The sequence below is a fragment of the Cryobacterium sp. TMB3-10 genome (assembly GCF_004402305.1).
In the GTDB taxonomy this organism is placed as follows: Bacteria; Actinomycetota; Actinomycetes; order Actinomycetales; family Microbacteriaceae; genus Cryobacterium; species Cryobacterium zongtaii.
The window spans coordinates 43,424-57,736 of sequence record NZ_SOGH01000007.1 but is presented as its reverse complement, the minus strand read 5'-3'; the positions used below and the strand labels follow the sequence as shown (position 1 = coordinate 57,736).

The 14,313-nt window shown below is 68.9% G+C and carries 9 protein-coding genes; 4 read left to right on the top strand and 5 right to left on the bottom strand.

Features of this window, described 5'->3' with window-relative positions:
• Positions 1 to 2 precede the first annotated feature (2 nt).
• A complete protein-coding gene (locus tag E3T22_RS02945; RefSeq protein ID WP_088456814.1) occupies positions 3 to 509 on the bottom strand; it encodes a MarR family winged helix-turn-helix transcriptional regulator in 507 nt (168 codons plus the stop codon).
• 110 nt (positions 510 to 619) lie between these two features.
• Between E3T22_RS02945 and E3T22_RS02940 the strand changes: the two genes are divergently transcribed.
• On the top strand, positions 620 to 1,252 hold the full coding sequence (locus E3T22_RS02940) for an NADPH-dependent F420 reductase (RefSeq protein WP_088456813.1): 633 nt from the start codon (positions 620 to 622) through the stop codon (positions 1,250 to 1,252).
• Positions 1,253 to 1,263: 11 nt separating this feature from the next.
• On the opposite strand, the gene E3T22_RS02935 is transcribed toward E3T22_RS02940, so the two are convergent.
• From E3T22_RS02935 to E3T22_RS02920, 4 genes are all read right to left on the bottom strand, one after another.
• Positions 1,264 to 4,284 carry an SNF2-related protein gene (locus E3T22_RS02935; protein ID WP_134480245.1) on the bottom strand — a complete coding sequence of 1,007 codons (3,021 nt, stop codon included), beginning with the start codon at positions 4,282 to 4,284 and terminating at the stop codon, positions 1,264 to 1,266.
• A gap of 48 nt (positions 4,285 to 4,332) precedes the next feature.
• Positions 4,333 to 4,788: a GyrI-like domain-containing protein gene (locus tag E3T22_RS02930; RefSeq protein ID WP_134407969.1), complete on the bottom strand. Its 456-nt coding sequence runs from the start codon at positions 4,786 to 4,788 to the stop codon at positions 4,333 to 4,335.
• Positions 4,789 to 4,854: 66 nt separating this feature from the next.
• Positions 4,855 to 7,149 (bottom strand): bifunctional diguanylate cyclase/phosphodiesterase, encoded by a 2,295-nt coding sequence (locus E3T22_RS02925; RefSeq protein WP_134485946.1) that lies wholly within the window; start codon positions 7,147 to 7,149, stop codon positions 4,855 to 4,857.
• Positions 7,150 to 7,264: 115 nt separating this feature from the next.
• The gene (locus tag E3T22_RS02920) at positions 7,265 to 9,463 is read right to left on the bottom strand and encodes a S9 family peptidase (protein ID WP_134480241.1); all 2,199 of its coding nucleotides are present in this window, start codon (positions 9,461 to 9,463) and stop codon (positions 7,265 to 7,267) included.
• Positions 9,464 to 9,854: 391 nt separating this feature from the next.
• Between E3T22_RS02920 and E3T22_RS02915 the strand changes: the two genes are divergently transcribed.
• From E3T22_RS02915 to E3T22_RS02905, 3 genes are all read left to right on the top strand, one after another.
• Positions 9,855 to 11,672, top strand: coding sequence for an HNH endonuclease signature motif containing protein (locus E3T22_RS02915; RefSeq protein WP_134485947.1), 1,818 nt, complete (start codon positions 9,855 to 9,857; stop codon positions 11,670 to 11,672).
• 134 nt (positions 11,673 to 11,806) lie between these two features.
• Positions 11,807 to 12,589: an HAD-IA family hydrolase gene (locus tag E3T22_RS02910; protein ID WP_198415084.1), complete on the top strand. Its 783-nt coding sequence runs from the start codon at positions 11,807 to 11,809 to the stop codon at positions 12,587 to 12,589.
• Between the two features lie 9 nt (positions 12,590 to 12,598).
• Positions 12,599 to 14,293 (top strand): CYTH and CHAD domain-containing protein, encoded by a 1,695-nt coding sequence (locus tag E3T22_RS02905; RefSeq protein WP_088456808.1) that lies wholly within the window; start codon positions 12,599 to 12,601, stop codon positions 14,291 to 14,293.
• The last annotated feature ends 20 nt before the right edge of the window (positions 14,294 to 14,313 follow it).

Below are 14,313 nucleotides of genomic sequence, written 5' to 3'. Positions count from 1 at the left end.
GCTCAGACTCCTTTCGGGGCCCCGGGGTTGAGACGGTTGGTGGGGTCGAGCTTCATCAGCAGCTGGTTCGAGATCGCGTCCAGCTGCGCCACCTGCTCGTCGGTGAGTGGGTCGATCACGTTCTCCCGCACGGTGCGCACGTGCCCGGGCGCCGCGGCCTGCACGACGGTCCAGCCCTCCTCGGTGAGACTGGCGTTCGTCGCGCGCCGGTCGCTCGGACACGGTGTGCGCTTGACCAGGCCACGGTCTTCGAGCCGGCGCACCACGTGCGAGAGCCGGGGCAGGCTGGAATTGGTCATCGAGGACAGCCCGGTCATTCGCAGGGTGTGGTCGGGCGCTTCGGAGAGCATCGCGAGCACGTAGTACTCGAAGTGGCTCAGGTCGGAGTCGCGCTGCAACTGGGAGTCGAGCAGCCCGGGCACCAGCTCCACCACCGCAACGAAGCGCAGCCAGGCGTGCAGCTGGGCCTGGTTGAGTCCCTGCACGGCGGGCGTTTCGTTCGTGTCCATGGGGATAGCTTATCAAGCAGGTCCCGCTTTGGTTGACGCGACAACTAAAAGCCGGTACGTTACTTGTATCAACAACTAATTATCCGCCGCAAGGCGAGAGGGAGTATGTCATGACGAGCATCAGCATCATCGGAGCCGGCAACATGGGAACCGCCATCGCGACGATCGCGGCGAAGGGCGGCGCTTCGGTTCAGCTGCTGGCACAGGACGCCGAGAAGACCGCGGCGGCGGCGGCTCTGGCCGGCGAATCCGTCACGTCGGGAGTCGCCGGTGATGCCCTCACCGGTGAAATCGTCGTTCTGGCCCTGCCGTACCCGGCGGTCGCCGGGGTGCTGGCACAGTACGCCGGCCAGCTGGACGGCAAGATCCTGGTCGACATCAGCAACCCGCTGGACTTCGCCACCTTCGACTCGCTCGTCGTGCCGGCGGATGGCTCGGCCGCGCAGGTGATCGCCGAGACCGTTCCCGGCGCCCGGGTGCTCAAGGCCTTCAACACCACCTTCGCCGCCACCCTGGCCACCAATGGTGTCAACGGCGTCGCCCCCACCACGGTGCTCGTCGCCGGCGACGACGCATCCGCCAAGGACGCCCTGATCGCCCTGCTGATCGCCGGTGGTGTACTCGCCCTCGACGCCGGCGCCCTCAAGCGCGCCCGTGAGCTCGAAGCCCTCGGCTTCCTGCAGCTGACCCTCGCGGCCGGCTCCTCCATCGGCTGGACCGGCGGCTTCGCCCTCGTCAAGTAACCCCGAGGACCCTATTCGAGTAAGCCCCGGATGTCTTCGGGGGTGAGGGACTGTGCGAAGACCGCGTCGTCGTCGAGGACCGCCTCGACCAGCTTGGCCTTGGACTCCTTGAGCGCCATCACCTTCTCCTCGATGGTGTCGGCGGCCACCAGCCGGTAGACCATCACGTTGCGGGTCTGGCCGATGCGGTGGGTGCGGTCGATGGCCTGGTTCTCGCTGGCCGGGTTCCACCAGGGGTCGAGCAGGAACACGTAGTCGGCCTCGGTGAGGTTCAGACCGAAGCCGCCGGCCTTGAGGCTGATCAGGAACACCGGTGCGTCCCCGGCCTTGAACTGGTCGATGACGCCGGGCCGGTCGGCGGTCGAGCCGTCGAGGTAGCTGTACCGCACCCCGCGGGCGTCCAGACGGGCGGCCGCCAGGGCGAGGTAAGAGGTGAACTGGCTGAAGATCAGGGCCCGGTGCCCCTCGGCGATCACCTCGTCGAGCTGCTCGAACAGCGCGTCGAGCTTGCTCGAGGGCACTCCGGCGTACTGGTCGTCGACCAGCGAGGCATCCAGGCTCAGCATCCGCAGCAGGGTGATCGAGCGGAACACGATGAACCGGTTGGCCTCGAGGTCGTCCATCAGTCCCAGCAGCTTCTGCCGCTCGCGCTGCAGGAAGGTGTCGTAGATCTCGCGGTGTTCGGGGTCGAGGTCGATGCGCAGCACCTGTTCCTGCTTGGCCGGCAGGTCCCTGGCCACGACATCCTTGGTGCGCCGCAGCATCAGTGGGCGGATGCGCCGCCGCAGCCGGTCGATCAGCTCGCGCTGGGAGCGCACCTTGCGTTCGGCCGGGCGCAGGTACTCCTCGGTGAAGCGGCGGGCCGAGGGGAACAGGCCCGGCGCCACGATGGCGAACTGCGCCCAGAGTTCGAGCAGGTTGTTCTCCAGGGGTGTGCCGGTGACGGCCAGCTTGAAGGGCACGTTCAGGTCGCGGGCCGCGCGGTGCAGCTGAGAGGTGCGGTTCTTCACGAACTGGGCCTCGTCGAGGATCAGCCCCGACCAACCGTGCGCCTGGTAGGCGTCGAAGTCGAGGCGGAGCAGCGCGTAGGAGGTGACGAGAACGTCGACGCCCTCGGCCTGGTCGGCCAGGCTGCGGCCGCTGGTGGCCTGGGTGCTGGTCACCGAGCGCACGCGGAGGCCCGGCGTGAACCGGGCCGCTTCGGCGAGCCAGTTGGAGACCACGGAGGTGGGCGCCACGACCAGGAACGGCCGGCGGGGCTCCGCAGTCTCCGCAGGCTCGTCGGCCGGGGTCTGCACGGCGTGGCTGAGCAGCGCCAGCACCTGCAGAGTCTTGCCCAGCCCCATGTCGTCGGCAAGGATGCCGCCCAGGCCGTGCTCCCAGAGGAAGACCAGCCACTCGAATCCGGCCAGCTGGTACGGGCGCAAGGTGGCGGTCAGCCCGGCCGGCAGCGGCGTGGCCCTGGGCAGGGCCGCGGCATCCGCGGCACCGCGGTCGAGGGCAAGCAGCCCGCCCACAGCGGCCCGCCATGACACGGCCTGCTCGGTCTCGTCCGCGAGGTCCTCGAAGTCCGACCACAGGCTGGCCTGGTGCCGATTGATGCGCAGCCCGGTTTCCCATTCCGACAGCGCCCTGGCCTCCTCGATGAGCTCCCGCAGCCTGTCGAACACCGGCTGGGTGAGCGAGAGGTAACTGTTGTCCACCAGGAGCAGTTTTTTGCGCCCCTTCGCGAGCGCCGTGAAGATCGGGTTGAACGGGATGCTGCGGCCGTCGATCCGCACGATCACGCCGAGGTCGAACCAGTCGCGCTTCTCGGTCTCCACCGTCGTCACGATCAGCTGCGGGGCTCCGGTGAGCTCGCGGTAGTCCGGCTTGTCGCCCACCAGCTGCACCCGCACCCCCGCGATCGTCTCGAGCCTGGGCAGGGTTCGGTCGGTGTACTCAGCGGCGGGGAGGCCCTTGAGGGTCACGGTTGGTGCGTCAGGATCGGCCGGCGCCGACAGGTCGGGCACGGCGGTCGTCACCCGGTCCAGCACCTCGGTCTCGGCCTGCTCGTCGCGGTCGCCCTGCCACTGCCAATCCAGCCGCACCGCCTGCTTCGGCTCGAAGCTCACGGTGTGCACGAGCACCGGCGGGGGCGGCGGCGGGAACTCGATGGAGGCATCCGTGCTGACGATCGGCAGGCTGCGGCGCAGGGTGGGGTAATACTCGCGCAAGAACTCGTCGACCTCGCCGGCCGGCACCACCAGGCCGGGCTGCACCGCGGCCCGGTCGCCGGTGCCGCCGAGGAGCCGGCGCTGTTCGGCGCTGAGCGGCTCGAGGCTCGGGGCCAGCACGATGGCGGGGTCGGCGCCGAGCCTGTACGCGTAGACGCCGTGGTCGCCGAGTGCGCCGGCGTCGCCGACCGGATGCCGGTGCCCGTCGATGCTGAGCACGGGGGAGAGGGTCAGGGCCTCAGTAGTCTGCACCGCATCGAGCAGCACACTCGCCGTGGCGGCCACCGTCACGGCGGCGTCCTTGTGGCTGCCGGTGAGGCCGATGCCCAGCCGCTGGGCCTCGGCGAGCAGGTGCCAGAGCAGGGGGCTCTCGAACTCGTCGAGGTAGAGCCACTCGGTGTCCTGGCCGTTGTAGACCGGCCGGTCGACCCTGTGCAGCGGCACGAACTGGCAGAACCAGCGGTGCTGCGCCACGTTGAGGTTCTGCCGATTGAGCTGGTAGCCCACGTTGCTCCAGGTGATCGTGGACTTCACCCACTTGCCGGAGTCGCTGCGGAGGACCGGACGCACGCCGAGCCGGATGGCGCCGGTCCTGGCCCGGCCGGCCGAGGCACGCACGGCGGTGGCCCCGCGCCAGCGGTCGTTGCTGCGCGGGGTCTGCTCGCGCAACTCGAAGAGCAGGCCCATGGCCGTGCGGGCGCCGTCGCCGGGCTCGGCGACGGGCGGCAGGGTCGGCTCCGCCGCGGCCGGGCCGGTCAGGGCCTCAACGGCCGACTTCCAGTCGGCGGCGCCAGGCGACGGCGGGGTGGGCGGCATGGCTCAATGGTCTCACGCACCCGCCGACAGCCGGGCCGGGGCGTCCGCTCAGGTCAGCGGGAAAACGATCCGGGTCTGCCAGGTCGCGGGGTCGGGATTCGTCTCGGGATCGCTGAGGTATTCCTCCCACATGTCCATGCCGGGGGTGAGGTGCTGCTCCCGCAACCAGGCGGCGATCTCGTCGTAGGTGCGGGTCATCCCGTCGTACGGCCCCGTGTAGACGCTCGCGATGGCTGATCCGGCCGGCAGCTCGGTCACGACGACATCGGCCGTGCCGTGGGCGGGCCCGGCGATGGGGAAGCCCGCCGTGACGTCGACGGTGTCGGTGGGCATGCCGTGATACAGCGCCAGCGGCGGCCCGGCGGGCGTCAGCCCCTGGGCGGCCATGGCTGCGGCGGACACCTCGAAGGCCCGCCCGAAGTACTCGGTGAGGTCAGCCATTTTCACGTTCTCGTGTACCCCCAGCAGGGTGCGCGGTTCAAGTTCGACCCTGTCGATCTGCATGGTGTGCTCCTTCGCTCGGGGTCACTCTATTCCCACTCGCGCGCCGGGCACACCCGCAGCGGACGGCTACCGGATGGCCCGCATCCCGGCAGGCAGCGCCGTGCGAGCGTCGAGCCAGCGTTCCAGCTCCGCCGCGGGAATCGGGCGGGACAGCTGATAGCCCTGGGCCACGTCACAGCCGAAGCGTTCCAGTTGGTGGAGCACCTCCGCGGTCTCCACGCCCTCGGCCACGATGCGCATGCCCAGGCTGTGGCCGAGGTGGATCGAGGACGCGACCAACGCCGACGCCCTGTCGTCGTCGAGCATCGGGATGACGAAGGACTGGTCGAGCTTGAGCTCGTCGATCGGCAAGTCCCGCAGGTAGGCGAGCGAGCTGTAGCCGGTGCCAAAGTCGTCGACGGCGATCAGTACGCCGGCGTTCCGCAGGCGCAGCAGGATGTTGCGGGCGCGGTCGCGGTCCACCAGCAGGAATTCCTCGGTGACCTCGAGCATGAGGGCGGAGCCGGGCAGCCCCCGGTCGGTGAGCATCGAGGTGACCACCCCGGCGAGCTGGTAGTCGGCCAGCGACCGCGACGACAGGTTCACGGCCACTGTCACCGTGCGCCCCTGGGCCTGCCAGAGCACGGCCTGGTCGAGGGCGAGTTCGAGGACCACCCGGGTGAGGGTGCGCATCAGGCCACCGTTTTCGGCCACATCCAGGAACGCGGCGGGGTACAACAGTCCTCGCGTGGGGTGGTTCCAGCGCACCAGTGCCTCGACGCCCGGCACGGTGTCGGTGGCCAGGTGCACCTTGGGTTGGTAATGCAGCACGAGCTGGTTCTCGGCCAGCGCGATGCGCAGTTCGTGCAGGGTGCGCAGGCGGGCCTCGTCGTTGCTGTCGTCGCCGGGGGAGTAGACGTGCTGGCCTACCCGGCTGGACTTCGCCGTGTACATGGCCATGTCGGCCTTGCGCATCAGCCCGCTCAGGTCTGAACCGTGCTCAGGTGCCAGAGCGATGCCGATGCTCAGCCCGACCTCGAGGCTGAGGCCGCCGATGACGATGGGCCGTGCGGTCACCAGGCGTAACCGGCGAGCCATGGCCGTGGCGCGTTTGCGGTCGGCGTGGTGCAGGTGAACAGCGAATTCGTCGCCGCCGAGCCTGGCGAGCAGATCACCGGCCTGGAGGGCGGCGGAGAGCCGGGCGCCGATCTGGCCGAGCAGCTGGTCGCCCGCTTCGTGGCCGAGGCTGTCGTTCACTTCCTTGAACCTGTCCAGGTCCAGCACCAGCAGGGCGCTCGGCCGGGCGTCGACGTCATGCAGCCGGGCGGCGACATCCACCGCCAGGGCGCGGCGGTTGGGCAGGCCGGTCAGGTCGTCGGTACGTGAGAGCGAGTGCAGCTGGCGCTGCCTGAAGGCGAGCGGGATCGCGGCCAGTGCCAGAGTGCCGCCGGCGAGGCCGACGGCCAGTACCGAGACGTGGGTCTGGCTGGCCAGCAGCAGCACGGTCAGGGCGGCGGCCGTGGCCGACATCGGGGCCGCCACCGAGGTGGCGGCGTAGACGGTGCCGTCGGCGACGGCGGTGATCGACGAGTGCTCCGGCAGGGTGCGGCGGCGCACCGAGGCGAGCACCCACGCTGTGATGAGAGCGAAGCCGATCGCCCATGCGCCGGTAAGGGCCGATCCGATGAGCACCGACTCGACCTGCGCCTGCCCGGCGTAGACGGTGTCGGCCCCCGCGAAGAGCAGCAGACCGGCGGTCAACAGTAGCCCGGAGCGACCTAACACCCGGCCCGGGATCGCAGCGACGCCGGCGAGGGCCGCGATGAGCAGCAGGTCCAGCACCGGGAACGCCATGCTGAGGAAGACGGTCACCGAAAACGGGCCGCCGGTTTCCAGGGCGGGGGAGAGCAGCACGGCGAGCACCGAGGCGGCGCCCAACGCGCCGACGGCGCTGTCAAGGAGCACCGGCCAGGCCTGAGCGCGCAACCCACGGTGGGCGATCACGGCGAGCACGCCCACCATGAAGACGTAGAACATCAGATAGCAGGTGTCCGCGAGCGAGGGTATGAGTTCGGCGCCGGCATCGTCGGGCAGCAGCCTGTACGCGGTGTCACCCACGGCCAGTGCGGTCACCGCTGCCGCGGCGAGGAGGATGTCGGGCCGGGTGAGGCGTACCCGGTTGACGGCCAGCCAGACCAGAACCACGGCTGCCCAGTTGCTGAGCACGGCCAACCAGCCGTCAACGAGCGGGTTGGATCCGACGCCGTGGAAAACCAGGTCGATGAGGTTGACGAGCAGCACCACGCCGATGCCACCGAACACGACGTAATCGGCACGCGACAGCCGCGGTCGAGGACGCGGGATGGCCGACACAGACGTCACTGTCGAGTCCCCCCTCCGAGACCAAGTAGCTTGCGGACACACTGCCGCGACCTGCTCACTTTACTGGGTCACACACCGTCGCCGACCAGGTTCCCCCCATTCGGCCATCGGCAGGCTATGCAGTACCGCCGTCTGCGCCGCTGAGGGAGGCGAATTCGCCCTCACCAGACGGATGCGCCCCGGCCGCGTCAATCAGCCAGGCGTAGTCGAAGGCCCGCTCGCGCCAGCCGGCGTAGCGACCCGAGACGCCGCCGTGGCCGGCGGACATCTCGGTCTTCAGCAGTGCATCCGCCCCCACCTCGCGGAGTCTCGCCACCCACTTGGCCGGCTCCACGTAGAGCACCCGGGTGTCGTTGAGGCTGGTGACGGCGAGGATCCGCGGGTAGTGCGTCTGGTGCACGTTCTCCAGCGGTGAGTAGGTCTTCATGTAGGCGTACACCTCGGCGTCGTGCAGCGGGTCGCCCCACTCGTCCCACTCGATCACGGTGAGCGGCAGGCTCGGGTCGAGGATCGAGGTGAGCGGATCGACGAACGGCACCCCGGCGAGGATGCCGGAGAACAGGGACGGCGCCATGTTCGCCACGGCGCCCATCAGTAGTCCGCCGGCGCTGCGGCCCTCGGCGACGAGCTTGTCCGGCGAGGTGTAGCCGCAGTCGATGAGGTGCTCGGCGCAGGCGACGAAGTCGGTGAACGAGTTGCGCTTCTGGTGGGTCTTGCCGTTTTCGTACCAGAGCCGGCCGAGCTCGCCGCCGCCGCGCACGTGGGCGACCGCGAAGATCATGCCGCGGTCAAGCAGGCTGAGCCTGGAGATGCTGAAGGACGGGTCGATGCTGATCTCGTAGGAGCCGTAGCCGTAGAGCAGGGTGGGGGCCGGGACGCCGGGCTCGACGAGGTCGGAACGGTAGACGATGGAGATGGGTACCCGGGTGCCGTCGGCGGCAACGGCCCATTCGCGGCGCTGTTCGAACAGGGTCGGGTCGTAGTGGCCGAGCACCGGCTGCTGCTTGAGCAGGCGCAGCTCGCCGGTGGCGACCACGTAGTCGTAGACCGTCGAAGGGGTCACAAAGCTTGTGTAGCCCAGACGGATGGTCGGCTGGTTCCATTCGGGGTTGCCGCCGGTGCCCACCGAGAAGAGTTCCTCGTCAAAGGTGATCTCGGTGAGGCCGCCGCCGCGTTTGGTGGCGTAGGCCACCCGGGTGAGGCCGTCTTTGCGGTATTCGACCACCACGAAGTCGCGGAACGCGTCGACGCTTTCCAGGCGGATGCGCTCGCTGTGCGGCAGCACCACCCGGCCCGGGTCCTTCGGATCGGCGGCCGGCACGCTGACGAGCTCGAAGTTCACAGCGTTGTGGTTGTGCACGATCAGCAGGCGGTCTTCGCCGTCGATGACGGCGTGCTCCACGTCGTACTCCACGTTGTCGCGCCGCGGCCAGACCACCGTGAACTCGCCGGTGGGGTCGGCGGCGTCAAGAAGGAAGGTCTCGCTGGTGACGCTGGAGCCGGCCTCGATCATGAGGTATCGGTTGCTGCGCGAACGGCCGACGCCCACCCAGAAACGCTCGTCGGGCTCGGTGAACACCGTCACGTCAGCCTCGACCGAGGTGCCGACCTCGTGGCGCCAAACCGTATCGGGGCGCCAGGCGTCATCGACGGTCGTGTAGAACACGTATCGGCCGCTCGGGTCGAAGAGCGCGCCGGCGCTGGTGTTCGGGATTTCGTCGGCCAGGTTCTCGCCCGTGGCGATGGTGCGTATCCGCACCGTGTAGCGCTCGTCGCCCTCGATATCGACGGCGTAGAGCAGGGTGCTGCCGTCGTCGCTCACGTCGAAGCTGCCGAGGGAGTAGAAGTCGTGGCCCGCGGCCTCGGCGTTGTCGTCAAGCAGCACCTGCTCGCCGGGCAGGCCGGGGGCGGCGTCACCCGTGTGTGCGCCGGTCGAGTCGGTGCCGGTCGCGTCTGTGCCGGTCGCCGGTTCGATGACCGGGGGAGTCCAGTCATCCGGACCCGAGATGGGCGCGCGGCAGTGGATGCCGTATTCCTGTCCCTCCACCGAGCGGGTGTAGTGCCACCACTGCCCACGGCGCACCGGAACGCTGAGGTCGGTCTCCTGGGTGCGGTCCTTGATCTCCTCGAAGATCTGCTCCTGCAGCAGCTCAAGATGGCTGGTGCGGGAATCCGTGTATGCGTTCTCGGCAGTGAGGTGCGCGATGACCTCCGGGGCGTCCTTGTCGCGCATCCACTCGTAATTGTCGACGAACACATCGTTGTGGTGGATACGCCGCGTGGGCTTCCGGGCGGCGACGGGAGGAAGGTTCATGAACTCAGCGTAGCCATCTCGTCCGACCATGTCCCGTGGAACTCCGCAGCAGCCGCCGCGCGCGGGATTCCTGTTCGGGGGGTGCCCTGAACCGCCGTCGACGCCGTGCTGGCCTCGTCGAACCAGCCCCGCACCCGTCCCCGACAACGCACCCATCCCGTCGGTCGAGCTTGCCGAGACCCCGCACCCCGTCCCCGACAACGCGCCATCCCCGTCGGTCGAGCGTGTCGAGACCCCGCAACCCGTCCCCGACAACGCGCCCATCCCCGTCGGTCGAGCCTGTCGAGACCCCGCGAGCCATCCTCTGCAGTTAGGAAATGTTTTTGATATCCGTTTCGGAACTTTCTGACATTTCCTCGCATATAGGTGCGATTCGTGAGAGAATGGGGGTATGGACGACGAGCTGGATAATGGCTCCACCGCACCGACGGGAACGACTCCCACCGGGTCGAACCTGCACGACTGGAACACCGGTCTGGCCGGTCCGGATCCCCTCCCGGCACTGGATGCCACCATTTTCACCGACACGACCGACACTTCCACGAACACTGCGGCTGGCCCCACCAAAGGCTCGCCCCGTCCCGGCCAGATTGGTCGGGGCCGCTCCAAGCCGCGGCCCGAGTGGCGGGATCCGGCCGAGCTGCCGGGGGTGCAGCGCGCGCATACCGGTGCGTTCGGTCAGAAGCTCCAGGCGTTGGATGATGCTGCCCGGACGGTGATGGCGGTGATGGATTCCATCGACGTGAACGCGTTGAGTGACCCGGAGGTGGTCGCATTGACACAGATGGTCGAGCGCACCGGCCGGCCGGTGGATGCCGCCCGGGTGGCCACCGCGACCGTGGTGGGTTACCGGTCCCGCAGTGGGCTGGGCGCGGAGTCGTTGGCCTGGCGGTTGGGGGCGTCGCACCAGAATGATCTGCTGATCGGGCTGACCGGCACGTCGGTGCCGGAGATGAAACGACGCGTGGCCCTGGGTGAGAAGGTCTCCCCGCGGATGCTGGGCGGCACGGTCCTGGAGCCCGAGTTCCCGTTCGTGGCCGCAGCAATGACCGCCGGCGAGATCGGCATCGACGCGGCCGAGAACATCGTGAAGGGCCTGGCTGACTACAAAGTGCACGGCCGCTTCGACGCGGACCAGTCGCTGGTGGACGGCGGTGAGGCCGAGCTGGTGGAATCCGCGACCGGGTCGGTATTCGGCCGCACCCCCGGCCCCGGCGACACCAACACCGCCACCAACACCGCCACTCACACCGACACCGACGGTGCCGGGCCTGCCTGCACGGGACCGATCGCTCGCCTGGGCGACTCGGCCGGGTTCACGTTCCCGGCGGACCGGATCCGGGAGATGGCGGCGACGTGGCAGGCGGTGTTGAACCCGGACGGGGCCGCGCCCACCGCGGAGATCCTCGAAGCCAAATCCACATTCTCGTTCGGCAAACTCAGCCAAGGGTTGCACCCGCTGCGCGGCGGGGTGACGCCGGAGCTCAAGGGCATCATGCAGACCCTGTTCAACACCTTCCAGTCCGCCCGCAGCGCCCCCGCGTTCCCGTCCACGGACGAGCAGCAGCGCATCGAGGCCGGCGAACTCGTGCCCGGCGAGATCCTCGACGAACGCGACGGCGGCCAGAAACGTGCCGACATCCTTCGCGGCATCCTCGTCCAGGTCGCCCAAGACCCCCGCACCCCGACCATGGGCGGGATACCGCCGACGGTGATGGTGCACGTGAACGCGCACGACCTGCACACCGGGGTCGGGGTCGGCTGGATCGACGGCGTCGAGGGGCCGATCTCGATGAAGACGATCAACCAGATGGTCGACAACGGCGGCTTCCGGCCGGTCTTCTTCGGCGGCACCGGCGCCGTCCTCGCCCTCGGCGACACAGTCCGCTGCTTCACGCCGCTGCAACGTAGGGCGATCACCGCCCGAGATGGTGGTTGCATCATTCCGGGCTGTACCTGCCCACCGCAATGGACCGAGGTGCACCATGTGACACCGTGGCAGCACGGCGGCCCGACCAACGTCTCGAACGGGGTGCTGCTGTGCTGGCGCCACCATCACGGCATCGACAACGCCGGCGGCTGGAAAATCCGGATGGTCCTGGGCATGCCCGAAGTCAAAGCACCCCACTGGATCGACCCCACCGGAACCTGGCGAAAACCACCCCAACACCGCGCCCACGACCCGAAAACCCGACGACAGAACGAGTAGAGCACCGCCTGAGAGTCCGCCGGTCGCGTGAGCCTGTCGGCACTCGTGCAATTACCGCCCGCCAACCGGCTTCGTTAGGGTCGAAGGAGAAGCATGACTGTGACCACGAAGGTGCTTCGGAAAAAGGAATCACCATGACGACCTCCGAAAACTCGGCCGGCACCATTGGCGAAAGGATGGCCGGCGCTGATATCGAGGCCGATCTCCAGAGCATTTTGCAGGCGGTTCCGGAGCCTGCTGCCGAGAGTGAGGCGCACGCCGTGCTCGGGCGGGTTTTTCAGGGTGTACTTTTCGACATGGACGGCACCCTGGTCGACTCGACCAAGGCCGTGAACCGGTCCTGGCAGCAGTGGGCCGACGAAATGGGTCTGGGTGCGCTCTTCGCCGGCGTGCAGCATGGCCGTCCGGGCCGCGAGATGATCGCCGATCTGGTCCCGGCTCACCAGGTTGAGACGTCGTTCGCCCGGGTCAACGAGCTCGAACTCAGCGACACCGACGACATCACCATCCTGCCCGGTGCTGCCGAGCTGATGGCCGTCATCCCCGAAGAACGCCGAGCGATCGTGACGTCCTGTCCTCGGGAGCTGTGCCGCACCCGTCTCGCATCCGCCGGATTCACGGCCCCGGCCACGGTGGTGACCGTCGAAGACACGGTCAAGGGAAAGCCGGCGCCCGATCCGTTCCTCGAGGCCGCCGACAGGCTCGGCCTCGACGCCCGCCAGTGCGTGGTCGTCGAAGACGCTCCCGCCGGACTCGCCGCGGGTCGCGCAGCCGGCTGCGCAACCATCGGCGTTGTCGGCACTCACTCGGCCGACGAACTGGACGCCGACCTCGTTGTGTCCAGCCTCGACCGCCTGAGCATCGAACTGCACGATCACGGCGTGGTCTTTGTTCTCCAGACCGAGCCGAGGGAGTAGACAGGACACATGACAGGGCGAGAGCAGACCGAGATCGAGCGCAAGTACGACGTCGAGGGGTTGCGGCCCGTTCCGTCGCTGCAGGGGCTCGACGGCATCACCGCCGACCCGGCCGAGGTGCCTTTTGTGCTCACGGCCGTGTACTACGACACTGCCGATCATGACCTGGCCCGCCACCGCATTGTTCTGCGGCGCCGTGAGGGTGGCGGCGATGCCGGCTGGCACCTCAAGATGCCGGCTGCCGAGGGGCGCATCGAGGTGCACTGGCCACTGGACATCGGCGACGCCGACGGTACTGAACACATCCCCGACGAGGTACTCGAGCCCGTTCGCGCGATTGTGCGCGACCGGCCGCTCACCCCGCTGGCCCGGGTGAGCACTGTGCGCACCACGGTGCGACTCACCGACACCGACGGTCAGGCTCTCGCCGAGATCGCCGACGACCTCGTCTCCGCCTCCGATGTGCGCGGTGGAACGTACCGCAAGTGGCGCGAATGGGAGCTCGAACTTCTGGATGGCGCTCCCGACACCCGCAAGAAGCGCACCAGACTGCTCGATTCGGTCGAACAGGTGTTGCTCACCGCCGGAGCCACCCCGTCCACGAGTGCGGCCAAGATCGCTCGTGCCGTGGGCGTGGAGTCCCTGACCGAGCTCGACGGCGCCGAGGTGCTGCCGGGGCTGCTCCCCGCCCCCGCCCTGCAGCAGCCGGACTCCGCTGGTGCCGTCGTTGTCGGAGCGCTCCGCGACCTGACCGCGACCCTCGTCGACGCCGATCCCCGGGCGCGAGCGGATGCCCCGGACGCGATCCATCACATGCGGACCACGGTGCGCCGCCTGCGCAGCGTCCTCGCGGTCTACGCGAGGTTGTTCGACAAGGCCCCGGTGAAGGAGCTGCGTTTCGAGCTCAAGCACCTCGGAGTCGAGCTGGGTCGAGCCCGCGACGCCGAAGTGCGCGCCGCCCGGTTGGTCGACGAACTTGCCGGCGTCGCCGAATACCCCACCGAGGATGCGCGAACCCGGCTCGTCGGTGGAGCCCGCCGGGACTACGCGGAGGGCCTCGCCGCGGTGCGGGAGTATCTCCTGAGTACGCGTTACTACCGGCTTCTTGATGCCCTCGAGAGCTTCACGGCCTGGCCGCCGATCACCCCGAAGGCGGAGCGTCCCGCCGCCGCCGAGATCAAGCGGGACCTCGGCAGGGCCGTCGCCGCGCTTGAGCAGCGCACCGCCACGGTGTCCGACGCGGATGAGCCCGAGCCGGCATTGCACGAGGTGCGCAAGGCCGCCCGCCGGCTGCGTTACGCCGCTGCCGCCGTGGCGTCAGCCGCCCCCGTGGCCGAGGCGACGGCGACGAAGCCACCCACAAAGAAGTCGGCCGCCAAGAAGTCGGCCAGGACGGCAGCGAAGAAAGCGGCCGCGAAGCGCGCCCACGCTGCCGCCCGATTCGCGAAGCTCCGTCGGCGCTACGCGCACGTCGCCCGGGCGGCCAAACCGCTGGTGAAGCGGCTCGGCGACCGGCACGACAGGCTGCTCTACATCGAGGAGCTCGGCCAGGCCGCGCGGGCGGCCCACGAAAGCGGTGAGAACACCCTGGTCTACGGCTTGCTCGTAGCCCGGTCCGAGCGCAGCGACGCCACGGTCCCCGTTGTCCTCGACGACACTGCTCGATCGGTGCAGCAGCTCAAGCGACTCGTCGGCGGGCTCTGAGCCAGCAGGGACAGAGCGAG